21 protein-coding genes are annotated in these 23,489 nt (G+C 63.9%); 14 read left to right on the top strand and 7 right to left on the bottom strand.

The features are described 5' to 3' along the window. The first annotated feature begins 75 nt into the window (after positions 1–75). The 9 genes from HG549_RS04750 to HG549_RS04710 all read left to right on the top strand — a co-directional run bounded on the left by HG549_RS04750 (position 76) and on the right by HG549_RS04710 (position 9,888). Positions 76–1,686, top strand: coding sequence for an ABC transporter substrate-binding protein (locus HG549_RS04750; RefSeq protein WP_170028382.1), 1,611 nt, complete (start codon positions 76–78; stop codon positions 1,684–1,686). A 91-nt stretch (positions 1,687–1,777) separates the two neighbouring features. After that, positions 1,778–2,788 (top strand): ABC transporter permease subunit, encoded by a 1,011-nt coding sequence (locus HG549_RS04745; protein WP_170028381.1) that lies wholly within the window; start codon positions 1,778–1,780, stop codon positions 2,786–2,788. A 10-nt stretch (positions 2,789–2,798) separates the two neighbouring features. Next, a complete protein-coding gene (locus tag HG549_RS04740) occupies positions 2,799–3,725 on the top strand; it encodes an ABC transporter permease subunit (RefSeq protein ID WP_170028380.1) in 927 nt (308 codons plus the stop codon). Positions 3,726–3,735: 10 nt separating this feature from the next. After that, positions 3,736–4,704: an ABC transporter ATP-binding protein gene (locus tag HG549_RS04735; protein WP_170028379.1), complete on the top strand. Its 969-nt coding sequence runs from the start codon at positions 3,736–3,738 to the stop codon at positions 4,702–4,704. Further along, the gene (locus tag HG549_RS04730; RefSeq protein WP_170028378.1) at positions 4,704–5,672 is read left to right on the top strand and encodes a peptide ABC transporter ATP-binding protein; all 969 of its coding nucleotides are present in this window, start codon (positions 4,704–4,706) and stop codon (positions 5,670–5,672) included. Before HG549_RS04735 ends, HG549_RS04730 begins: the two co-directional genes overlap by 1 nt. A gap of 429 nt (positions 5,673–6,101) precedes the next feature. Beyond that, positions 6,102–6,911 (top strand): nuclear transport factor 2 family protein, encoded by an 810-nt coding sequence (locus HG549_RS04725; RefSeq protein WP_170028377.1) that lies wholly within the window; start codon positions 6,102–6,104, stop codon positions 6,909–6,911. Positions 6,912–6,975: 64 nt separating this feature from the next. Continuing rightward, entirely contained in the window at positions 6,976–8,382 is a 1,407-nt protein-coding gene (locus HG549_RS04720) for an FAD-binding oxidoreductase (RefSeq protein ID WP_170028376.1), read from the top strand. Positions 8,383–8,414: 32 nt separating this feature from the next. Then, on the top strand, positions 8,415–8,756 hold the full coding sequence (locus HG549_RS04715) for a cupin domain-containing protein (protein WP_170028375.1): 342 nt from the start codon (positions 8,415–8,417) through the stop codon (positions 8,754–8,756). A 52-nt stretch (positions 8,757–8,808) separates the two neighbouring features. Beyond that, positions 8,809–9,888 carry a polyamine ABC transporter substrate-binding protein gene (locus HG549_RS04710; protein ID WP_170028374.1) on the top strand — a complete coding sequence of 360 codons (1,080 nt, stop codon included), beginning with the start codon at positions 8,809–8,811 and terminating at the stop codon, positions 9,886–9,888. Positions 9,889–10,025: 137 nt separating this feature from the next. Here the strand turns inward: HG549_RS04710 and HG549_RS04705 are convergent, their stop codons facing one another. Both HG549_RS04705 and HG549_RS04700 read right to left on the bottom strand, forming a co-directional pair. Continuing rightward, positions 10,026–11,609, bottom strand: a complete 1,584-nt coding sequence (locus HG549_RS04705; RefSeq protein ID WP_170028373.1) for a peptide chain release factor 3 — start codon at positions 11,607–11,609, stop codon at positions 10,026–10,028. A gap of 119 nt (positions 11,610–11,728) precedes the next feature. Continuing rightward, positions 11,729–12,301, bottom strand: coding sequence for a hypothetical protein (locus tag HG549_RS04700; RefSeq protein ID WP_170028372.1), 573 nt, complete (start codon positions 12,299–12,301; stop codon positions 11,729–11,731). A 363-nt stretch (positions 12,302–12,664) separates the two neighbouring features. Here HG549_RS04700 and HG549_RS04695 point away from each other — a divergent pair, with 363 nt between their 5' ends. Genes HG549_RS04695 through HG549_RS04680 form a run of 4 tightly spaced genes read left to right on the top strand, consistent with a single transcriptional unit; the run spans position 12,665 to position 16,110 of the window. Beyond that, positions 12,665–13,378 carry an ABC transporter permease gene (locus HG549_RS04695; RefSeq protein ID WP_170028371.1) on the top strand — a complete coding sequence of 238 codons (714 nt, stop codon included), beginning with the start codon at positions 12,665–12,667 and terminating at the stop codon, positions 13,376–13,378. Between the two features lie 13 nt (positions 13,379–13,391). Further along, positions 13,392–14,306 carry a glycine betaine ABC transporter substrate-binding protein gene (locus HG549_RS04690; protein ID WP_170028370.1) on the top strand — a complete coding sequence of 305 codons (915 nt, stop codon included), beginning with the start codon at positions 13,392–13,394 and terminating at the stop codon, positions 14,304–14,306. Further along, positions 14,303–14,956 (top strand): ABC transporter permease, encoded by a 654-nt coding sequence (locus HG549_RS04685; protein ID WP_170028369.1) that lies wholly within the window; start codon positions 14,303–14,305, stop codon positions 14,954–14,956. Before HG549_RS04690 ends, HG549_RS04685 begins: the two co-directional genes overlap by 4 nt. Next, on the top strand, positions 14,953–16,110 hold the full coding sequence (locus HG549_RS04680; protein ID WP_170028368.1) for a betaine/proline/choline family ABC transporter ATP-binding protein: 1,158 nt from the start codon (positions 14,953–14,955) through the stop codon (positions 16,108–16,110). Before HG549_RS04685 ends, HG549_RS04680 begins: the two co-directional genes overlap by 4 nt. A 118-nt stretch (positions 16,111–16,228) precedes the next feature. On the opposite strand, the gene HG549_RS04675 is transcribed toward HG549_RS04680, so the two are convergent. The 3 genes from HG549_RS04675 to HG549_RS04665 all read right to left on the bottom strand — a co-directional run bounded on the left by HG549_RS04675 (position 16,229) and on the right by HG549_RS04665 (position 20,235). Beyond that, positions 16,229–18,658 carry a TonB-dependent siderophore receptor gene (locus HG549_RS04675; protein ID WP_170028367.1) on the bottom strand — a complete coding sequence of 810 codons (2,430 nt, stop codon included), beginning with the start codon at positions 18,656–18,658 and terminating at the stop codon, positions 16,229–16,231. Positions 18,659–18,766: 108 nt separating this feature from the next. Continuing rightward, the gene (locus tag HG549_RS04670) at positions 18,767–19,729 is read right to left on the bottom strand and encodes a FecR family protein (RefSeq protein ID WP_170028366.1); all 963 of its coding nucleotides are present in this window, start codon (positions 19,727–19,729) and stop codon (positions 18,767–18,769) included. 20 nt (positions 19,730–19,749) lie between these two features. Beyond that, positions 19,750–20,235 carry a sigma-70 family RNA polymerase sigma factor gene (locus HG549_RS04665; protein ID WP_170028365.1) on the bottom strand — a complete coding sequence of 162 codons (486 nt, stop codon included), beginning with the start codon at positions 20,233–20,235 and terminating at the stop codon, positions 19,750–19,752. A gap of 506 nt (positions 20,236–20,741) precedes the next feature. On the opposite strand from HG549_RS04665, the gene HG549_RS04660 reads away from it, so the two are divergent. After that, positions 20,742–21,905 carry a type III PLP-dependent enzyme gene (locus tag HG549_RS04660; RefSeq protein ID WP_170028364.1) on the top strand — a complete coding sequence of 388 codons (1,164 nt, stop codon included), beginning with the start codon at positions 20,742–20,744 and terminating at the stop codon, positions 21,903–21,905. Between the two features lie 74 nt (positions 21,906–21,979). Here HG549_RS04660 and HG549_RS04655 read toward each other — a convergent pair whose 3' ends face one another. Further along, positions 21,980–22,729, bottom strand: a complete 750-nt coding sequence (locus tag HG549_RS04655) for a tetratricopeptide repeat protein (protein ID WP_170028363.1) — start codon at positions 22,727–22,729, stop codon at positions 21,980–21,982. 3 nt (positions 22,730–22,732) lie between these two features. Further along, the gene (locus HG549_RS04650; protein ID WP_170028362.1) at positions 22,733–23,413 is read right to left on the bottom strand and encodes a Fe2+-dependent dioxygenase; all 681 of its coding nucleotides are present in this window, start codon (positions 23,411–23,413) and stop codon (positions 22,733–22,735) included. Between the last annotated feature and the right edge of the window lie 76 nt (positions 23,414–23,489).

Genomic DNA, 23,489 nt, shown 5'->3' with positions numbered 1-23,489 from the left:
GTCGGCGCCCCGGCCTGCTTCGCTGCGGGCCGGGGCGGCTACGCTGGAACCAATGCAAGCAGGGAGTTTCACCCCATGCAGAGAACGTTCACCAAATCGCGACCACTGCGCCTGGCCCTGGCCGCGCTGCTTCTGGGCGGCGCCACGCAATTGGCGGCCAAACCGCTGGTGGTGTGCACCGAAGCCAGCCCGGAAGGGTTCGACATCGTCCAGTACACCACTGCGGTCACCGCCGATGCCTCGGCCGAGACAGTGTTCAACCGCCTGGTCGACTTCAAGCCCGGTACTACCGAAATCCAGCCGGCCCTGGCCGAGCGCTGGGACATTTCCGACGACGGCCTGACCTACACCTTCCACCTGCGCCAGGGGGTGAAGTTCCACACCACCGACTACTTCAAGCCGACCCGCGACTTCAACGCCGATGACGTGCTGTGGAGCCTCAATCGCCAGCTCGACCCGAACCATCCCTGGCATGACAAGACCAGCGTTGGCTACCCGTACTTCGAGAGCATGGGGTTCAAGGACCTGCTCAAGTCGGTCAGCAAGGCTGACGAGCACACCGTGGTGATTACCCTCACCCGACCGGAAGCGCCGTTCCTGCGCGACATGGCCATGGGCTTTACCTCGATCTACTCCGCCGAGTACGGCGACCAGTTGCTCAAGGCTGGCAAGACCGCCGAGCTGAACAGCAAGCCGATCGGCACCGGCCCGTTCATCTTCCAGCGTTACAACAAGGACGCCCAGGTTCGCTTCAAGCCCAACCCGGACTATTTCCGTGGCAAGCCGCCGGCCGATGCGCTGGTGTTCGCCATCGCCACCGACAGCAACGTGCGCCTGCAGAAACTGCGCGCCAACGAGTGCCAGGTGGCGCTCTATCCCAAGCCCGATGATGTGCCGTCGATCAAGCAGGACCCGAAACTCAAGGTCGAGGAAATCGAGGCCCTGGTCACCGGTTACATCTCGATGAACACCGAACACAAATACCTGAGCGACGTGCGGGTACGCAAAGCCATCAACATGGCCTTCGACCGCCAGACCCACGTCGACCAGCTGTTCGGCAAGGGCAATGCGCTGGTGGGCGTGAACCCTTATCCGCCGACCATGATCGGCTACAACAACGAGAACAGGAACCCGCCCCGCGACCTGGCCAAGGCACGCCAACTGCTCAACGAAGCTGGCGTACCGCCGGGCACTACGTTCACCCTGTTCACCCGCAACGGTGGTGGCCCGACCAACCCCAACCCGCGGCTGTCCGCCGAGATGCTGCAGGGCGACCTCAAACAGATCGGCCTCAAGCTGGATATCCGCGTCATGGAGTGGGCCGAGATGCTGCGCCGGGCCAAGAAGGGCGAAGCCGACCTGGTGTCCGCCGGCTGGGCCGGCGACAACGGCGACCCGGACAACTTCCTCACGCCGATGCTCAGTTGTGATGCCGTCAAGAGCGGCGAGAACTATGCGCGCTGGTGCAACCCTAAGTTCCAGGAGCTGATCAGCCGCGCCCGCGAAGTGATCGACAACGACGAGCGTGCAAGGCTCTATAACGAGGCATTGAAAGTGTACGATGACGAACAACCCTGGATCAGCATGGCCCATCCGAAGATGTTCACCGCCATGCGGGACAACGTGGAGGGCTACGTGATCAACCCTCTGACCAACAACAACTTCGCCACTACCAAGGTGAAGTAGAACAACAACGACCGCCGGCCGCCCACACGGGGCCCGGCGGCCCCGCCGTAACGGGCTGATCGCCCCACGGCCTGATGAGGTAACCCCGACAATGTTGAGTTTTATTGCCCGGCGCCTTGGCCTGTTGATACCGACGTTCTTCGGCATCACCTTGCTGACCTTCGCGCTCATACGCCTGATCCCCGGCGACCCGGTGGAAGTGATGATGGGCGAGCGCAGGGTCGACCCCGAAATGCATGCCCAGGCCATGGAGCGTCTGGGGCTGAACAAGCCGCTGCCGGTCCAGTACCTGGACTACGTTGGCAAGCTGGCCCAGGGCGACCTGGGTGAATCGTTGCGCACCCGCGAGAGTGTCTGGCACGAGTTTCTCACCTTGTTCCCGGCTACCCTCGAACTGGCCTTCGCCGCCCTGCTGTTCGCCGGCATCGTCGGCCTGCTGGCCGGGGTGATCGCCGCGCTCAAGCGCGGTTCGCTGTTCGACCATGGGGTGATGGGGATTTCCCTGGCGGGCTACTCCATGCCGATCTTCTGGTGGGGCCTGATCCTGATCATGTTCTTCTCGGTAAGCCTGGGCTGGACCCCGGTATCCGGGCGCATCGACCTGCTCTACGACATTGAGCCGAAAACCGGCTTCATGCTCATCGACACCCTGCTCAGCGACGAGGAAGGCGCGTTCAAGGACGCGCTGATGCACCTGATCCTGCCCGCCATCGTGCTCGGCACCATCCCGTTGGCGGTGATCGCCCGCATGACCCGCTCGTCGATGCTCGAAGTGCTGCGCGAGGACTACATCCGTACCGCCCGCGCCAAAGGCCTGTCGCCAGCCCGCGTGGTGTTCGTGCACGGCCTGCGCAATGCCTTGATCCCGGTGCTGACCGTGTTCGGCCTGCAGGTCGGCACGCTGCTGGCCGGTGCGGTGCTGACCGAAACCATCTTTTCCTGGCCGGGCATCGGCAAATGGCTGATCGAAGCCATCGGTGCCCGTGACTACCCCGTGGTCCAGAACGGCATCCTGTTGATCGCCTGCCTGGTGATCCTGGTCAACTTCGTCGTGGACATCCTCTACGGCCTGGCCAACCCACGCATCCGTCATCAGCGCTGAGGCCTTCGCCATGACTAGCCCGATTCCGAAATCCGTCACACCGGCCAGCCCGGTGGACCAGAGCCTGCTCTACCCTTCGCCGTACAAAGAATTCTGGCAAGCCTTCGCGCGCAACAAAGGCGCGGTGATGGGCCTGGCCTTCATGTGCCTGGTGGTGTTCTGCGCGCTGTTCGCGCCGTGGGTCGCCCCGCACGACCCGAGCGAGCAGTACCGCGACTTCCTGCTGACCCCGCCGGTATGGCTCGAAGGCGGCAACTGGCAGTTCATCCTCGGCACCGACGAACTGGGCCGCGACCTGCTTTCGCGGCTGATCCAGGGCGCGCGGCTGTCGCTGCTGATCGGCCTGTCGTCGGTGGTGATGTCGCTGATCCCGGGCATCCTGCTGGGCCTGCTGGCAGGGTTCTTCCCGCAACTGCTCGGGCCGTCGATCATGCGCCTGATGGACGTGATGCTGGCCCTGCCCTCGCTGCTGCTGGCAGTGGCCATCGTTGCCATCCTCGGCCCTGGCCTGATCAACACGGTGATCGCCATCGCCATCGTTTCATTGCCCTCCTATGTGCGCCTGACCCGCGCCGCCGTGATGGGCGAGCTGAACCGCGACTATGTCACCGCCGCGCGCCTGGCCGGTGCCGGCCTGCCCCGGCTGATGTTCGTCACCGTGCTGCCCAACTGCATGGCACCGCTGATCGTGCAGGCCACCCTGAGTTTCTCTTCGGCCATTCTCGACGCCGCCGCCCTGGGCTTCCTCGGCCTCGGTGTACAACCACCGACCCCCGAGTGGGGCACCATGCTGGCATCGGCCCGTGACTACATCGAGCGCGCCTGGTGGGTGGTGAGCCTGCCCGGCCTGACCATTCTGCTCAGTGTGCTGGCAATCAACCTGATGGGCGACGGCCTGCGCGATGCGCTGGACCCGAAACTCAAGAACGCCGCCTGAGGAGAACGCCATGTCACTGTTGCAGATCAACAACCTGAACGTGCGCTTCGGCGACGCCAATGCCGTACCGGTGGTCGATGGCCTGGACCTGACGGTGGAGGCCGGCGAAATCCTGGCCATCGTCGGTGAATCCGGCTCGGGCAAGTCGGTCACCATGATGGCCCTGATGGGCCTGGTCGACGCCCCTGGGCGCATCACCGCCGACGCACTGACCTTCGATGGCACCGACATGCTCAAGCTCAGCGGGCGCCAGCGGCGCAAGGTGGTGGGCAAGGACATCGCCATGGTCTTCCAGGACCCGATGACCGCGCTCAACCCCAGCTACACCGTGGGCTACCAGATCGAGGAAGTGCTGCGCCAGCACCTGGGCCTGAAGGGCAAGGCCGCGCGCCAGCGGGCCCTGGAGCTGTTGAAGAAAGTCGAGATCCCGGCGGCGGAAAGCCGCCTGGACGCCTACCCGCATCAATTGTCCGGCGGCATGAGCCAGCGTGTGGCGATCGCCATGGCCATCGCTGGCGAACCCAAGCTGCTGATCGCCGACGAACCGACTACGGCGCTGGACGTGACCATCCAGGCACAGATCATGGAACTGCTGGTCAACCTGCAGAAGGAGCGCAACATGGCGCTCATCCTGATTACCCATGACCTCGCCGTGGTAGCCGAAACCGCCAGGCGGGTGTGCGTGATGTACGCCGGCCAGGCTGTGGAAGTCGGCCAGGTGCCAGAGCTGTTCGACGTGCCCGCCCACCCCTACAGCGAAGCGCTGCTGGCGGCGATCCCCGAGCACAGCATCGGTGCCGAACGCCTGGCTACCCTGCCCGGCATCGTCCCCGGTCGCTACGACCGCCCGGCGGGATGCCTGCTGTCGCCGCGCTGCCCCTACGTGCAGGACAACTGCCGGCACCAGCGTCCCCCCCTCGATCCCCAGGCCAACAGCCTGGCACGTTGCTTCTACCCGCTGAACCAGGAGGTGGCGTAATGGCCGTCGTTCTCTCCGCCCGGGAGCTTACCCGGCATTACGAAGTCTCCCGCGGGCTGTTCAAGGGCCATGCCCTGGTGCGTGCATTGAATGGCGTGTCGTTCGAGCTGGAGGCGGGCAAGACCCTGGCCGTGGTCGGCGAGTCCGGCTGTGGCAAGTCGACCCTGGCCCGCGCCCTGACCCTGATCGAAGAGCCGTCGTCCGGCTCGCTGCAAATTGCTGGCACCGAAGTGAAAGGCGCCAGCAAAACCGAACGCAAGCAACTGCGCCGCGACGTGCAGATGGTGTTCCAGAGCCCCTACGCCTCGCTCAACCCGCGGCAGAAGATCGGCGACCAGCTGGCCGAGCCGCTGCTGATCAACACCTCGCTGAGCAAGGCCGAGCGGCGCGAAAAGGTGCAGAAGATGATGGAACAGGTTGGCCTGCGCCCCGAGCATTACCAGCGCTACCCGCATATGTTCTCGGGTGGCCAGCGCCAGCGTATCGCCCTGGCCCGGGCGATGATGCTGCAACCCAAGGTGCTGGTCGCCGACGAACCGACCTCCGCGCTGGACGTGTCGATCCAGGCCCAGGTGCTGAACCTGTTCATGGACCTGCAGAAGGAGTTCAACACCGCCTATGTGTTCATCTCGCACAACCTGGCGGTGGTGCGGCATGTGGCCGATCAGGTGCTGGTGATGTACCTGGGCCGACCGGCGGAAATGGGGCCCAAGGAGGACATCTACGAGAAGCCGCTGCATCCGTATACCCAGGCGCTGCTGTCGGCGACACCGGCGATCCATCCTGATCCGCTGAAGCCGAAGATCCGCATTGCCGGGGAGCTGCCCAACCCGCTCAATCCACCGGACGGGTGCGCGTTCCACAAGCGCTGCCCGTATGCGACCGAGCGCTGTGCCAAGGAAGTGCCGGCGTTCAGGCAGGTGGGTACGCGGCAGGTGGCTTGTCACTATGCCGAGCAGTTTCTTTAGCCTTTAGATAGCCGGGGCTGCTTTGCAGCCCTTTCGCGACACAAGGCCGCTCCTACAAGGGACCGCGAACTCCTGAACTGCGCCCCTAGGTTGGATTTTTTGTCTAACAAATGGGGCGCACCTCATCCTGTAGGAGCGGCCTTGTGTCGCGAAAGGGCCGCAAAGCGGCCCCCTGAATTCTCAATTCATGAAGAACCAGATCAGGATAATTACCGGAATCGGCACCCCAATCATCCAGAGCAGTATCGAGCGCATGGCCTTTCTCCTTGTTAGATGTTGAACAGACCGGTGCACTCGCCATGCCATCCTGGTCAAAAAATCACCCTTAACCGAATCAATGGCTTACTCCACAAGCCGCTTGCCAGAACCATGCAATATGCCGGATCCCCACCCTTGCACCTGGGTGTTCTGCAATGCACTATCGGCCTCATGACCGCCACCTCCCTCCACGACGGCCCCGAGCAGACCCCGCTCACAGCCGACACCGTGCTGCGCTACCACCTGTGCTGGAAGCACCGCGACCTCGACGGCGTCATCGCGCTTTACCACCCCGACATCCAGTACCACGATTTCTTCCAGAACCGCGTGCTCCGCTACCAGGAACTGCGCGACTACGTGCGCGCCTGCCTGCCCCATGAAGCCGGCGAAGACATCGTCCACAGCGACCGCATCCGCGTCGACGGCAACACGGCGTTCATCCAGTACCAGGTCACGGTGCAGGGCGGAGACGGCCTGGTGGCGTTCCAGTCCAGCGAGGCGATTACCGTCAAGGACGGCCTGATCTGGCAGGTCAACGAGTACGCCACCCTGGTGCGCCAGAACGGCAACGGCCTGGCCAGCAGCGGCCCGCGCCCGGCCACCAGCCGCCTGGGCCTGTCACCGCGGCAGCTGTCGACCATGGCCCAGGACCTGGAGCACTACTTCCAGCGCCAGCGCCCCTACCTCGACCCGGAACTGGACTTGCAGCAAGTGGCCGACGCCAGCGGCTATAGCCGCAACCAGATTTCCTACCTGCTCAACCAGGTGCTCGGGCAAAGCTTCTACCGCTACGTCAACCAGGCCCGCCTGCAACACCTGATGGCCAGCCTCGACCACGACAGCGTCGAGGCGACGATCGATGACCTGGCGTTCAACGCCGGCTTCAACTCGCTCTCGGCGTTCTACAAGTGCTTCCGTGAACACACCGGCCTGACTCCCAAGGCCTATCTGAAGCAAAATTCCCTGCGTGCACGCACGTAAGACAGGCGCCGACCGACACGACTAGCATCGCCCACAGACCTCGACGGATGTGGAGCAAAACCCGATGCAACCCCTGCGCACGCTCAGCCTGTGGATGGACCAGCTCGACGAGCCACTGTGCGCGCGCCCGGCCCTGCGCCAGGACCTCGAAGTCGATGTGTGCATCCTCGGCGCCGGCTACACCGGGCTGTGGACTGCCTACTACCTCAAGCGCCTGGCACCACAGCTGAACATCGCGGTGATCGAGGCCAACATCGCCGGCTTCGGCGCCTCGGGGCGCAATGGCGGCTGGTTGATGGGCAACCTGCTCGGTGAAGACCGCCTGCTGGCCAGCCTGTCGCCGCAGCAGCGCCGGGCCAGCATCGACCTGCTGCACGGCATCCCTGATGAAGTGCACCGCGTATTGCAACGCGAAGGCATCGATTGCGACTACCGCAAGGGCGGCGTGCTGTATTGCGCCGCGCGTTACCCGGAACAGGAACGCAGCCTGCGCGCTTACCTGGACGACCTGTACCGCCAGGGCATGACCGAAGACGACTACCGCTGGCTGCGCCCCGAGCAACTGGACACCCAGCTGCGGGTCAGCAACGCCTATGGCGCCATCTACAGCCCGCACACCGCCACCATCCAGCCGGCCAAGCTGGCGCGTGGCCTGGCTCGGGCGGTGGAAGCGCTGGGCGTACCGCTTTACGAGAACACCCCGGCCATCGACTGGCAGCCCGGTGAGGTGCGTACCCCGCTGGCACGTATCCGCTGCCAATGGACCGTACCTGCCGTGGAAGGCTATGCCGTCACCCTGCCGCCACTGGGCAAACACCAGCTACCGGTGCAAAGCCTGCTGGTGGCAACCGAACCGCTACCAGAGGCCACCTGGGCACAGATCGGCCTGAGCCAGGGCCAGGCCTTCAGCGAGAGCAGCCGCCAGGTCACCTACGGCCAACGCACGGCCGACAACCGCCTGGTGTTCGGTGCGCGTGGCGGCTACCGCTTCGGCGGCCGCCTGCGGGAAAATTTCACCCTTGGCGAACACGAAGTCGAACTGCGCCGCTACCTGTTCAGCGAGCTGTTCCCGCAGCTGAAGCATGTGCGCATCACCCACACCTGGGGCGGCAACCTGGGCATGGCCCGGCGTTTTCGTCCGCACATGCTCTGCGACCGCCAGCGTGGCATCGCCCTGGCCGGTGGCTACGGTGGCGAAGGCGTCGGCGCCAGCAACCTCGGCGGGCGCACCCTGGCGGCGCTGATCCTCAACCAGCACAACGAACTGACCGGGCAACCCTGGGTGCTCGACAACCGCCCGCTGTCGAGCCTGGCCAGTTGGCCCGCCGAGCCCTGCCGCTGGCTGGGCTACAACGCGATCATCCAGAGCTTCGTCCACGAGGACCGCACCCTCGCCAACCCCGCCAGCGCGCCCTGGCGGCGGCGTCTGGCCGGCGTGCTGGCGGACTTCATGGAAGGCTTCATGCACTGATTTCCCATCACCCGACACAGGATCAACCGGTCATGAGCATCACCCAGTTCAAGAACACCGACCTCGCCGTGCTCGACAGCTCCAGCCCGGTCGCAGTCCCCCTCGGCGACCCCGTGGCAGTCACTTCGGTCACCTGTGTGGCCCGCAGCGACGGCGTCGAGACCGGCATCTGGGAGTGCTCCCCCGGGCGCTGGCGTCGGCAGATCGTGCAGCAGGAGTTCTGCCATTTCATCAAGGGCCGCTGCACCTTCACCCCCGACGACGGCGAGCCGCTGCATATAGAAGCCGGAGACGCACTGATGCTACCGGCCAACAGCACCGGCACCTGGGACATCCAGGAGACGGTGCGCAAGACCTACGTCCTTATCTTCTGATCCGCTGATCGCCTGCCTTCGATAACAACAGACAAAGCAAGGTAAACCCGACATGCGCACGCACCTTCTCGCCCCCCTGATGCTGGCCGCCAGCGTGGCCAGCGCCGCCGAAACGGTGAAGATCTACAACTGGTCCAGCTATGTCGCCCCCGACACGCTGAAGAACTTCCAGCAGGCCAGCGGCATCGTACCCACCTATGACGTGTACGACAGCAACGAAACCCTCGATGGCAAGCTGATGACCGGCAACTCCGGCTACGACGTGGTGTTCCCTTCCAACCACTTCATGGCCCGGCAGATCCAGGGCAAGGCCCTCAAGCGCCTGGACAAGGCGCAACTGCCCGGCTGGCACAACCTCAACCCGGTGCTGCTGAAGGCACTGCAAGTCAACGACCCGGGCAACCAGTACGGCTTCCCCTACCTGTGGGGCAGTACCGGCATCGGCTACAACATCGACAAGGTCAAGGCCGTGCTTGGCGACAACGCGCCGGTGGATTCCTGGGACCTGATCTTCAAGCCCGAGTACATCAGCAAGCTGAAAAGCTGCGGCGTCGCGGTGCTGGACAACGGCCCCGAACTACTGCCGATCGCCCTGCACTACCTCGGCCTGCCGCACCACAGCCAGGACCCGGCGGATTACGACAAGGCCAAGGCGCTGCTGATGCAGGTGCGCCCGTACATCAGCTACTTCCACTCCTCGAAGTACACTGGTGACCTGGCCAACGGCGACATCTGCGTGGTGGTGGGCTTCTCGGGGGATGTACTGCAGGCGAAGAACCGTGCCGAAGAAGCGAACAACGGGGTGAAAGTGGGCTACTCGATCCCCAGGGAAGGTGCGCCGATGTGGTTCGACATGGTCGCCATGCCGGCCGATGCACCGGACGAGAAGGCTGCGTATGCCTACATGAACTATCTGCTGCAGCCAGAGGTGATGGCCAACATCAGCAATCACGTGCAGTACGCCAACGGCAACCGCGAGGCGGACGCCCTGGTGAACCCGGCGCTGAAGAGCAACACGATGATCTACCCGAGCGACTACGTGATGGGCAAGCTGTATGCGCTGGAGGCGATGCCGGCGAGGATCGACCGCATTCGCACGCGGATCTGGACCAGTATCAAGGCCGGGAATTGATTTCGGCCTTAACACGGTCCCTGTGGGAGCGGGTTCACCCGCGAATGCGATGTTGAGTTTACCGACGCATTCGCGGGTAAACCCGCTCCCACAAGGGTCAGGAGCAGGCCCTGAAAATCAGGAGCAAGCTCTCGAAATCAGTGATGCTCGCGGGTAGCGCGGAACTTGATGTCCGGCCAGCGCTCTTCCATCAGCGACAGGTTGACCCGGGTCGGCGCCAGGTAGGTCAGGTGCCCGCCACCGTCGATGGCCAGGTTTTCCATGGCCTTGTTCTGGAATTCCTCGAGCTTCTTCTTGTCGTCGCAGGTGATCCAGCGAGCCGACCACACGGTGATCGGCTCGTAGGCGCACTCGACCTTGTACTCTTCCTTCAGGCGGCTGGCGACCACGTCGAACTGCAGCACACCGACCGCACCGAGAATGATGTCGTTGCTGCGCTCGGGGAAGAACACCTGGGTCGCCCCCTCTTCGGCCAGCTGCTGCAGGCCCTGGCGCAGCTGCTTGGATTTCAGCGGGTCCTTCAGGCGCACACGGCGGAACAGTTCCGGGGCGAAGTGCGGGATGCCGGTGAAGCCCAGCGCCTCGCCTTCGGTGAAGGTGTCGCCGATCTGGATGGTGCCGTGGTTGTGCAGGCCGATGATGTCGCCGGCGTAGGCCTCTTCCAGCTGCTCACGCTCGGAGGAGAAGAAGGTCAGCGCATCGCCGATGCGCAGGTCCTTGTTGATACGCACGTGGCGCATCTTCATGCCCTTCTCGTACTTGCCGGAGCAGATGCGCATAAAGGCGATGCGGTCGCGGTGTTTCGGGTCCATGTTCGCCTGGATCTTGAACACGAAGCCGCTGAACTTCTCTTCCACAGGCTCCACGGTGCGCTCGTGGGCGACCCGGCTCAGCGGGCGCGGCGCCCAGTCGACCACCGCGTCGAGCACATGGTCGACACCGAAGTTGCCCAGCGCGGTACCGAAGAACACCGGGGTCAGCTGGCCGTTGATGAACTCGTCCTGGTTGAACTCGTGGCAGGCACCCTGCACCAGCTCCAGCTGCTCGACGAACGCGTCGTACTGGTCGCCGAGGTGGGCGCGGGCTTCGTCCGAGTCCAGCTTCTGGATGATCTTGGCCTCGGTACGCTCGTGGCCGTGGCCCGGGGTGTAGACCACGATGTAGTCGCCAGTCAGGTGGTACACGCCCTTGAAGTCGCGGTAGCACCCGATTGGCCAGGTGATCGGCGCGGCCTTGATCTTCAGTACCGCTTCGATCTCGTCGAGCAGTTCGATCGGGTCACGGATGTCACGGTCGAGCTTGTTGATGAAGCTGACGATCGGCGTGTCGCGCAGGCGGCACACGTCCATCAGGGCGATGGTACGCGGCTCTACACCCTTACCGCCGTCGAGCACCATCAACGCCGAGTCCACCGCGGTCAGGGTGCGGTAGGTGTCTTCCGAGAAGTCTTCGTGGCCGGGGGTGTCGAGCAGGTTGATCATGTGCTCGCGGTAGGGGAACTGCATCACCGAGGTGGTGATGGAGATGCCGCGCTGCTTCTCCATCTCCATCCAGTCGGAAGTGGCGTGGCGGTCGGACTTGCGCGACTTCACGGTACCGGCGACGGCAATGGCCTTGCCCATCAGCAGCAGCTTCTCGGTGATGGTGGTCTTACCGGCGTCGGGGTGGGAAATGATTGCGAAAGTGCGGCGCTTCGCGACTTCGGCGGCCTGGTTGGTCATGGGAAATCGCCTGACTGGAGATCAAAAAAGGGCCAAGATTATACTCCAATACACCGGCAGACCCAAATAGGCGCCAGGGTAGGCATCCCGCCCCCGCGGGACAGGATGCTCACAGCCGATCACTGGTCGTCCATCAACTCCTCGCCGACATCGAGTATTTCCAGACGCAGGTCCAGAGCCTGGCCGCCGCCAGTGGCCACATAGGCAAACCAGTGATCACATACCTCCTGCCGATCGACAGCCTGCAAGGTGAGGTTCGAGCGGGTGCGAATCCGCATGTCGATATGCTGCCCCACCTCAGCGATCGACGTCATGCTCGAGTACTTTCCGTCTTGCAGGGTCATCACCTTCCAAAGCGACTCATCATCGGGACGCTGGGCGTACAGCCCGGCGTAACCGTTGTGGCTGCAGGCCAGGTGGCGGTTGGAAGACTGGAAGTCGCGGCCGCTGCGACGGCTCCAGCTTTGAATGTCGTAGTACGGCCGCCCTATCGTCTCGTCGAACAAGCACCTGAACCAGATGCGATGTGGTTCGCGATGCTTGAACGACGAAACGATCATCCAGTCGTCCGCAACGCGGCCAGCTTCTCCGCCCTTGTCTGCCAGCTTGGCAAAATCCAGATACCCTTCGAAGCCTGGGGTGGTGCAGGCAACATAGGCGATGAATGAGCGATCGTAGTTGTGATTGAACATTTTCAGTACTCCGCCAAAGTTTGAACAACCGGGAAAACGACCTCATCGGTTTCCCTTGAAGCCCAGTATTCGAGGCCTGCAGCGAAGCTGGACAGAGGGAAATGCAGCAACACCCGGAAACCCGCGCTGGCCAAATGCCGCCTCAGATGGGAACCTTTACCACTTCGGAGACGTCCACTCCCCCGCCAACCCGTTTCGTTCGGGGACTGGTTTCATCAGCATTTCGGACCCGACGGGGTTCGGCTCATGGCGTGATCGCTGCCTTGCGCATGCGCCACGCTGCTACTCGCGACCACACTGCCTGCCGTCAGGAATGCCGGCCGCCACGGGAGTGTGCTCGCCGACTACACAAGGAGTCCGCCTGTGGCTGAACGCTACGGAAAAGGGCTGTTGGGATGGGCCGCCGTGCTCGTCATCCTGGCCCTGCTGGTCCACTGGATCGGCATCGACACGATCGCCCGTTATCGCGACGATCTCGGGTTCTACCTGCAAGCGCACCTGGTACTGGTGCTGGCTTCGATGGCGGCGGCGCTGGCCGTGGGCATCCCCGCCGGCATTGCCTTGAGTCGACCGCAACGGGTCGACAAAGCCGAACGCTTCATGCAGTTGTTCAACGTTAGCAACACCATCCCTCCCCTGGCCGTTCTGGCCATCGCCCTGAGTATCCTGGGCATCGGCGCCGGGCCTGCGATCTTCGCCCTGTTCCTCGCCTCGCTCCTGCCCATCGTGCGCAACACCTACGAGGGCCTGAAAAACGTCCCCGCCGCACTCAAGGAAGCCGCCACCGGCATCGGCATGACCCCGCGCCAGCAACTCTGGCAGGTGGAACTGCCCAATGCGGTACCGATCATCGTCGGCGGTGTGCGCGTGGCCCTGGCGTTGAACGTGGGCACCGCACCGCTGGCCTTCCTGATCGGCGCCAACAGCCTGGGCAGCCTGATCTTCCCCGGCATCGCCCTGAACAACCAGCCGCAGCTGCTGCTGGGTGCCGCCTGCACCGCGCTGCTGGCACTGGTGCTGGACGCTGCGGTGAGCTTCGCCAGCAAGCGCTGGCTGGAACGCGGCCTGGCCGGATAACGAGAGGGAACCAATGAACAAGAAAATCGCCTTGCTGCTGGGCGCGGCCCTGCTGTTCGCAGGATTTGCCCAAGCGGCAGAAAAACCACTGATCCGCATCGGCGCGCGGGTGTTCACCGAACAGACCGTACTCGCCGAAATCACTGCGCAATACCTGCGCGCCAATGGCTTTGACGTGCGTGTCACCGGCGGCCTGGGCAGCAATATCGCGCGCCAGGCCCAGGAAACCGGCCAGCTCGACCTGATGTGGGAATACACCGGCGTGTCATTGGTGTCGTACAACCACGTCGAGCAACGCATGCCCAGTGCTGCCGCGACCTATGCCAAGGTCAAGCAACTGGATGCGCAGAAGGGGCTGATCTGGCTGACCCCATCGAAGTTCAGCAACACCTACGCGCTTGGCCTGCCCAGCCAGGTCGCCGAGGCCTACCCGCAGATCAACTCGATCAGCGACCTCAACCAGGTGCTGCGCAGCGAACGTAGCAGCCAGCACCTGGTGGCACTGGACACCGAGTTCGCCAACCGCCCGGATGGCCTGGTCGGCCTGAAGGCGATGTACGACCTGCAAGTGGATCGCGCCAACATTCGCCAGATGGACGCTGGCCTGGTCTACACCGCCATGCACAACAACCAGGTGTTCGCCGGCCTGGTGTACACCACCGACGGCCGCCTGAACGCGTTCAAGCTCAAGCTGCTGGAAGACGACAAGCACTACTTCCCCGACTACACCGCCGCCCCGGTGGTGCGCAAGGCCGTGCTCGACGCCAACCCGCAACTGGCCGGCCTGCTCAAGCCACTGGCCGAGCAACTGGACGATGAAACCATGCGTCAGCTCAACGCCAAGGTCGATGTCGAACACCAGAACCCCTCCTCCGTGGCGGCGGCCTTCCTGCGTGAGCACCCACTGAACAGCGAGGGCCAGCCATGAGCCTGATCGATACCTTCAGCCACCTGGACTGGGCCCAGGTGCTGCAACTCACCTGGCAGCACATCATGCTGGTGGGCGTCGCCGTGGGCCTGGCCATCCTCGTCGGCGTACCACTGGGCATCCTGATGACCCGCTTCCCCGCCGTCGCCGGGCCGTTGCAAGCCAGCGCCACGGTGCTGCTGACCATCCCCTCGATCGCCCTGTTCGGTCTGCTGCTGCCGTTCTACTCGAAGTTCGGCCAGGGCCTGGGGCCGCTGCCGGCAATCACCGCCGTGTTCCTCTATTCGCTGCTGCCCATCCTGCGCAACACCTACCTCGCCCTGACCAACGTCGAACCCGGCATTCGCGAGGCCGCGCGCGGTATCGGCATGACCTTCGGCCAGCGCCTGCGCATGGTCGAGCTGCCCATCGCGGTGCCGGTGATCCTCGCCGGCGTGCGCACCGCCGTGGTGATGAACATCGGCGTCATGACCATTGCCGCCACCATCGGCGCTGGCGGCCTGGGCGTGCTCATCCTCACCTCCATCAGCCGCAGCGACATGTCGATGCTGCTGGTCGGTGCGGTATTGGTCAGCCTGCTGGCGATCGTCGCCGACCTGCTCCTGCAAACCCTGCAACGTGCCCTGACTCCAGAAGGACTGCGCCCATGATCGAATTGAAGAACCTCAGCAAAACCTTCAACGTCAACGGCAAGGACGTCAAAGCCGTCGACTCGGTAAGCCTCACCGTCAACGAAGGCGAGATCTGCGTGTTCCTCGGCCCCTCGGGCTGCGGCAAAAGTACCACGCTGAAAATGATCAACCGCCTGATCACGCCCACCTCTGGCCAGGTGTTCATCAATGGCGAAGACACCACCGGGCTGGACGAAGTGACCCTGCGTCGGCACATCGGCTACGTGATCCAGCAGATCGGCCTGTTCCCGAACATGACCATCGAGGAAAACATCACCGTGGTCCCGCGCCTGCTCGGCTGGGACCGGCAAAAGTGCCACGAACGCGCCCGCGAGCTGATGCACATGATCAACCTGGAGCCCAAGCAGTACCTGCAGCGCTATCCGCGCGAGCTGTCCGGCGGCCAGCAGCAGCGTATCGGCGTGATCCGTGCCTTGGCTGCCGAAGCGCCGGTGCTGTTGATGGACGAGCCATTCGGTGCGGTCGACCCGATCAACCGCGAGCTGATCCAGAACGAATTCTTCGAGATGCAGCGGGCCTTGAACAAGACCGTGATCATGGTCAGCCACGATATCGACGAAGCGATCAAGCTGGGCGACAAGATCGCCATCTTCCGTGCCGGCAAGCTGTTGCAGCTGGACCACCCGGACACTTTGCTGGCCCATCCTGCGGATGAGTTCGTGAGCAATTTCGTCGGCCAGGACAGCACCCTCAAGCGCCTGCTGCTGGTGCGGGCCGAGGATGCGGCGGACAACGCGCCATCGGTGAGCCCGGAAACCCCGGTGGGCGAGGCGCTGGAACTGCTCGACGAGCACGACCGCCGTTATGTGGTGGTGACCGACGGGCAGAACAAGGCGCTGGGCTATGTGCGCCGGCGCGACATGCATCGCCAGCAAGGCAGCTGTGGCGACTTCCTGCGGCCCTTCAATGCCACGGCGTCACATGACGAGCACCTGCGTATCCTGTTGTCGCGGATGTACGAGTACAACCGGGCATGGTTGCCGGTGCTGGATGCCGGGCAGGTGTTCCTGGGTGAGGTGACCCAGGAGTCGATTGCGGCTTACCTGAGTTCGGGGCGCTCGCGCGGGGCCAAGACCAGCATTGTCTCGCCGGCTGAGGTGGTGACTTCCTGAAGGCTGGGGGCGCTTTGCGCCCCATCGCGACACAAGGCCGCGCCTACAGCGGAATGCGATCTCCTGTCGGCGCGGCCTTGTGTCGCGGTGGGCCGCAAAGCGGCCCCGGCAATGCCGATCAGAACCCTACACTGGCCTGCACGTAGAAGGTCCGCGGCTCACCCACATAGAGGCCGGCATTGTTGTCGCTGGAGCGGGTGAAGTACTGCTTGTCGAACAGGTTCTTTACCCCCGCCGCCAGCTTCAGGTTGGACAGCTGTGGCCCGAACTCGTAGCCGCCACGGGCATGCCAGGTCACATAGCCGGGAATGTCGCCATACTGCCCATCGGCACTCGGCTCGGTGATGTAGTCACCATTGAAGCTGCCATCGGCATTGATCCCGGTTCCCGGCGCGCGCTGCCTGGATTGCGCATAGGCATCCAGGTTCCAGGTCCAGCGGTTGACGGCATAGCGCACCCCGGCGGTGGCCACCTGGCGTGAATAGAACGGCAGGTCACGGCCTTTGAAGCCGGGAATGTCCCCTTCATAAGTCGCGCGGGTATAGGTGTAGCCACCGCTCACCGACAGCCCGTCCAGGCGCGGGTCCAGCCCGGCCAGGTCATAGCGCACCGAGGCCTCGATACCCTGGTGCTTGGTCGCGCCCAGGTTGGTCCAGCCCACGTCGTTGCTGATGTACTGCAGCTCATCGTCGAAGTCGATGTAGAACGCCGTCAGCTCACCGGCAAAACCACCATTGTCATAGCGCGTACCGATTTCATAGGTCTTGGCCTTTTCCGGCTCCAGGCCATTGGCCGTGCTGTTGCCGGTACCACCCTGGCCCAGCTGGAAGTACTGCAGGCTGCCGAACGAGGTCTCGTAGTTGGCGAACAGCTTCCACGCATCGGAGAGGTGGTACATCACGCTCAGCGCCGGCAGCGGTTCGTTGCTAGTAATGCTGCGGTTCTTCTCCGCCACCGGCTTGCCGTTGGCACCGAGCACCGGGCGGTCGCGCCAGTCGGTATTGATGTGCTCGAAGCGCAGGCCGGGGGTGATGGTCCAGTTACCCACGTCGATCTTGTCGTCGATGTAGTAGGCGCTGGCCTCGGTGCCGCCGCTGCGGTCCTGGAACACATGGCCGTCGGAGCCCGGCACGGGGGTCGGCACGTTGTCGACCAGGCCCAGGCGCGTCGACTGTTCGCGCATCGCTTCCTTCAGGTAACGGTAACCCACGCTGACTTCCTGGGTGGTCGGCCCGGCGAAGAATATGCGTGACAGCCGCGGCTCGATGGCGAAGGTGTGGTAGTTGCGCGGGTAGGTCGACAGGGTCTTCATGTCCCGCGAGGCAATGGCGCTGCCGCGGAAGCTGTCGGTGTAGTAGGTCAGCACTTCGAACTGAGTGGCCTCGTCGAGCTGGCGTTGCCACTTGAACGAGACATCCTTGCGCCGGCCAGCGAAGTAGTCGTAGTCGCGCAGCGACTGGTACGGGTTGCTGTCGTACTGGGCCTGGGTCAGGCCGCCCGGCATGTCGGCACGGCCGTCGTAGTAGTGGAAATTGAGCCAGAACTCGTCGACCTCGGTGGGCGCCCAGTGCGTCTTGAGGATGACGTCATCGATGTCATTGCCATTGTTGCTTTCCCGGTAGCCGTTGCCATTTACCCCGGTGTACAGCAGCGCCAAGCCCATGCCGTTGTCCGCCGTACCGCCGACGAATGCCGACTCGGTGTGCTTCCAGCCGCCATGCTGGGAGGTTTCCAGGGTGGTGGCCAGCTCTGCCGAAGGCTTTTCCGGGATCGCCCGGGTCACGAAGTTGATCACCCCGCCGACGTTCTGCGGGCCATAACGCACCGAACCGGCACCACGCACCACGTCGATACTGTCGAGGTTGCCCGAGGAAATCGGGGCCATCGACAGCTGCGGCTGGCCGTACGGCGCGAAAGCGGCCGGGATGCCATCGATCAGTACCGTGGAGCGCGGCGACAGCCGCGAAGTCAGGCCACGCACGCCAACGTTCAGCGACAGGTCGCTGCCGCCGGTGCCATTGGAGTCCTGCACCTGTACCCCCGGGATGCCGCGCAGCACATCGCGCACGTTCATCGCACCCTTCTCCACCATCGCTTCGCGGCGCACCACGGTCCGCGCACCGGGGTGGTTCTGCACCACGCTCTGCTGGGCATCGCCCAGCCAGTCACCCACCACCTTGATGTCGGTGGGCGCCAGCTCCAGGCTGCCAGGCGTGGCAGTGCCATCGGCCTGGGCCGCCTTGAGCACCACGGTGCCCTGGGACATTTCATAGGTCAGGCCACTGCCTTGCAACAACTGTTGCAGCGCCTGCTCGGGCGTCAGCTGGCCGGACACCGCCGGGGCCTGCTTGCCGGTCACCAGCTCGGGGCTGAAGAACAGCTGCAGGTTGCTCTGCTGACCCAGCTGGTTCAGTGCCGAAGCCAACGGTTGTGCCTGGATCTGGATGGTGTTGCCAGTTTCTGCGGCCTGGCTGCCGGCGGCCACGGCACTGACCGCCAGGGTCAGGGCCAGGGCGCGCAAGCGTGGGAAGGGCTTGTTGTTGTTCACGTCGTCGAAACTTCCTGGAATACCGAATAAACGCCAACTGCATGCAAATGGAAATGCTTGGCAGTTGCAGCTGGCGGGGAAGACGAACGAGCGGAAAAAAACCTGAATCTATTTCGCGATTATTTCGCTGGAGCCATCGGCATGGGCCTTGATGGCCACCGGCAGGATGCTCGGCAAGGCACGCAGCAAGGCGTCGCTGTCGTCGGTGCGGAACGTGCTGGACAGGCGCAGCTGGGCAACCCTGCCGGGGGCGACCCGCAGCGGCTGGCTGCGGTAGCGGGAGACTTCCGCCACCACCTCGGCCAGGGTGGCGTTGTCGAACACCAGCTTGCCCTGGCGCCAGGCCGTCAGCGCGGCGGCATTCACCGCATAGGGCGCAGCCACCTGGCCCTGGGCGTCGATGTGCGAGCCCTGGCCAGCGGTAAGCTGTGCCAGCGAAGTGCCCTTGCCCTGCACGCGCACCGAACCCTGCTCCACCGCCACGCGGGTGCTGGCCGAGTCCTGACGGACGTCGAAACGGGTACCGGTGACCGTCACGCGGCCTTGGGCAGTGTCGACCACGAACGGCCTGCCGCTGTCGTGGGCGACGGTGAACATCACCTCGCCCGCCATCAGCCGGACATGACGCTGGCCGGCGTTGAACGCGACCTGCACATGGCTGCTGCCGTTGAGTTCAAGGTAGGAACCATCCGGCAATTCGACCTGGCGGCGTTCGTTGAAGGCGGTTTGCAGGCTGCCTTGGTGATTGAGCTGCTGGTACTGCCAGCCGCCCCAGCCCAGCCCCACCGCCACGGCGCCCAGCGTGGCGGCCAACGCCATGCGCACCAGGCGCCGCCGTGGCAACCGGGGTACCGGGGCTGGCCGGGCCAGCGCTTCCAGGCGCTGGCGGGGGATGAAATCGGCGGCCTGCCACAGGCGGGCGAGTTGCTCGTACTCGTCACGGTGTTGCCTGTCAGCCTCCAGCCAGGCCCGCAACTGCACCTGCAGCCCGGCATCCCGAGGCGCATCCTGCACGCGGGCGAACCATGCGGCCGCCTGCTCGCGGACGGTTTCGCTACCGTGCTGTTCCATCGAAAAGGTCTCCTGACTCATCATGCCGACACATCCAGGTGCTCACGCAGATGCCGGAGCGTGCGGATCATATACTTTTCGACCATGTTCTTGCTCAGCCCCATGCGCGCGGCGATCTCCGCCTGGGTGCGGCCTTCGAGCTTCTGCCAGATGAACACCTGGCGGCAGTTGAGCGGCAGCTCAGCCAGCGCCCGCTCGACGCTGTCGGCCAGTTCCAGGGCGTGCACGTAGGCCTCGGGGTCGCCACAGCCGGCCGGGCTTTCGTCGCAGGCCTGCAGCTCCAGGGCCTGGCGCCGGTCCTCGCGACGGAAACCATCCACGGCAATGTTGCGTGCGGTCTGGTGCAGGTAGGCGCGTGGCTGCTCGACCTGCTCGCCCGGGCTTTCCAGGACCCGGACGAAGGCATCGTGGGCGAGGTCCTCGGCCTGCTGACGACTGCGCAGCTTGCGCGTCCAGGTGCCGATCAGCTCATGGTAGTGGTCGAGGAAGCCTTTGGGTCCGGACACGGTCGGTGGTCGTCAGGGAGGCGGATGAGGGTGCGAATAGTAATGTTTCTCATCAAAACCGGCAAATCCGCCAGTCGGTAACAAAAAATTTATCGTCTTTTTCCGGCACGGGCGTGCCAGGGACATGTGGCCATAAATATGAACACCTGAGGCCCAAGGCAGGCACACCCGCTGCTGCCTGAAGCGCCCGATGCCTGTGACAGCGGGCATGGCCGCCAAGGGGCCAACGCGGCCTATTCCACTATTTTTTACGCTTGAAACACGCTGGGGAACATCAGCCGGTCACACGAGTCGGTTATTCAAATGGCTGGTCGTCGATCCGCGTCGATCACGCCCGGATTGCCTGTTGATTCTGCATTCTTCACGCCCTAAAGTGCGCGCCGAACGTCCATGCTGGAAACGATCCATCCGGCTCAAGTACTGAGTAGGCGAACCAAAGTGGGGATACGGAGGACGTTCAGTTTGCAGCCACTTAATCTTTCAGTTTGCCCATGGAGTCCCTGAGCATGTCGATCCAGGTCGAAGACTATTTCGCGCGTGACACCTTCCAGAAGATGAAGGCGTTCGCCGACAAGCAGGAAACCCCGTTCGTACTCATCGATACCCAGATGATCAGCCAGGCCTATGACGACCTGCGCGCCGGCTTCGAGTTCGCCAAGGTGTACTACGCGGTCAAGGCCAACCCGGCCGTCGAGATCATCGACCTGCTCAAGGATAAAGGTTCGAGCTTCGACATCGCCTCGATCTACGAGCTGGACAAGGTAATGGGCCGCGGTGTCAGCGCCGACCGCATCAGCTACGGCAACACCATCAAGAAGTCCAAGGACATCCGCTACTTCTACGAGAAGGGCGTGCGCCTGTATGCCACCGACTCGGAAGCCGACCTGCGCAACATCGCCAAGGCCGCACCGGGTTCGAAAGTGTACGTGCGCATCCTTACCGAAGGCTCCACCACTGCCGACTGGCCGCTGTCGCGCAAGTTCGGCTGCCAGACCGACATGGCCATGGACCTGCTGATCCTCGCCCGCGACCTGGGCCTGGTGCCATACGGCATCTCCTTCCACGTGGGCTCGCAGCAGCGCGATATCAGCGTGTGGGACGCCGCCATCGCCAAGGTCAAGGTGATCTTCGAACGCCTGAAGGACGAAGACGGCATCGAGCTGAAGCTGATCAACATGGGTGGCGGTTTCCCGGCCAACTACATCACCCGTACCAACAGCCTGGAAACCTACGCCGAAGAAATCATCCGCTTCCTCAAGGAAGACTTCGGTGACGACCTGCCGGAAATCATCCTCGAGCCGGGCCGTTCGCTGATTGCCAACGCCGGGATCCTGGTCAGCGAAGTGGTGCTGGTGGCGCGCAAGTCGCGCACCGCCGTCGAGCGCTGGATCTACACCGACGTGGGCAAGTTCTCCGGCCTGATCGAAACCATGGACGAGTCGATCAAGTTCCCGATCTGGACCGAGAAGAAAGGCGAAACCGAAGAAGTGGTCATCGCCGGCCCGACCTGCGACAGCGCCGACATCATGTACGAGCACTACAAGTACGGCCTGCCGCTGAACCTGGCAATCGGTGACCGCCTGTACTGGCTGTCGACCGGCGCCTACACCACCAGCTACAGCGCAGTGGAATTCAACGGCTTCCCGCCGCTGAAGGCTTACTACCTGTAATGCACGACGGGGCCCGAGGCCCCGTTTTCATTTGTGCAGTGCGGCGCCGGCGATCCGGCCAGCACAGCCAAACCTCATTTCCCGCGCCGTTCGATCTCTTCGGCATAGCGCGCCGCAACAGCCATCAGCACCGGCCCCGCGCCCTGCAAGGTCGCCAGCGCACTGCGCAGGAAGTTCATGTTGCCCTCGAGCCGAGCCTGCTCCAGCCAACGCCCGGCCTCGACCATCTGCCCGCGTTCGACCAGCACCAGGCCCAGGCTGAACATGCCGCGGAAATCCCCCGCCTCGGCCGAACGCCGATACCAGCGTACCGCCCGCGCCGGGCTGGGCGCGGTGGCAATGCCCTGTTCAAGGTAACGCCCATACAGGTTCATCGACTTGGCATGCCCCATGTGTGCGGCCTTCTCGTAGCACAGCAGTGCCTGCGCCTGGTTGGCCGGTACGCCACGGCCGGTGGCCAACAGGTTGCCCAGGTTGTAGAGCCCCCAGTCCAACCCCGCATCGGCTGCCCGGGCATAGTGGATGGCAGCCTGCGCAAGGTCTACGCTGCCGCCCCAGCCATGCTCCAGGCACCGCCCCAGCATGTTGTGCGCCATGGCGCTGCCGCCTTGGGCAGCAATGCCGAACCAGCGCCGGGCCACGCCGGCATCCGTTTCGATACCCCGCCCGTCGAGCAGGATCTGCCCCAGCAGCAACTGGGCCTCGACCACACCCTGCCCCGCCGCCGCCAGGATCGCCTGGGCGGCCTTGCCAGGACGCTCTTCGAGCATGGCCTGCAACCCGGCCACATCCAGTACTTCCTCACGTCGCAACGGGTAGGACACGTTTCAGACCTCCGCCCAGCGGCGCAGCAGGTTGTGGTAGGTGCCGGTCAGCTGCAGCAACGCAGGATGGTCCGGCACATCGGCAGTCAGTTGCTGGATGGCATTGTCCATCTCGAACAGCAAGGCGCGCTGGCTGTCCTCGCGGACCAGGCTCTGGGTCCAGAAGAACGCGGCGTAACGCTGGCCACGAGTGACCGGGTTGACCTTGTGCAGGCTGGTGCCCGGGTACAGCACCAGGTCACCGGCGGCCAGCTTGACCTGCTGCTCGCCAAAGGTGTCCTGAATCACCAGCTCGCCGCCGTCGTAGCTTTCCGGGTCGCTGAGGAACAAGGTCGAGGACAGGTCGGTGCGCACCCGCTCCGGGCTGCCCTTGGGCTGGCGCAGGGCATTATCGATGTGGAAGCCGAAGTTGCCGCCCTCGCGGTAACAGTTGATCAGTGGCGGGAACACCTTGTGCGGCAAGGCCGCCGACATGAAGCGCGGGGTTTTCCACAGGCGCTCGATCAGCGCACTGCCGATCTCCTTGGCCAGCGGGTGGCCTTCCGGCAGCTGCAGGTTGTGCTTGGCCTTGGCCGACTGATAGCCAGCGGTGATCTTGCCATCAGCCCAGTCGGCCTGTTCCAGCGCCTCGCGGATACGGGCCAGTTCATCGGCGTCGAACAGGCCGGGGATGTGAAGCAGCATGGCGTCAGCACCATTGGCAACAGAAAGGGGGACCAATGATATTGATTCCCTTTTGCGCTTCACAAGCCCTATCCAT

It is taken from the genome of Pseudomonas sp. SK, assembly GCF_012975065.1.
GTDB lineage: Bacteria > Pseudomonadota > Gammaproteobacteria > Pseudomonadales > Pseudomonadaceae > Aquipseudomonas > Aquipseudomonas anuradhapurensis.
The sequence above is the reverse complement of the archived record's forward strand: the minus strand, read 5'-3'. Positions and strand labels throughout refer to the sequence as shown.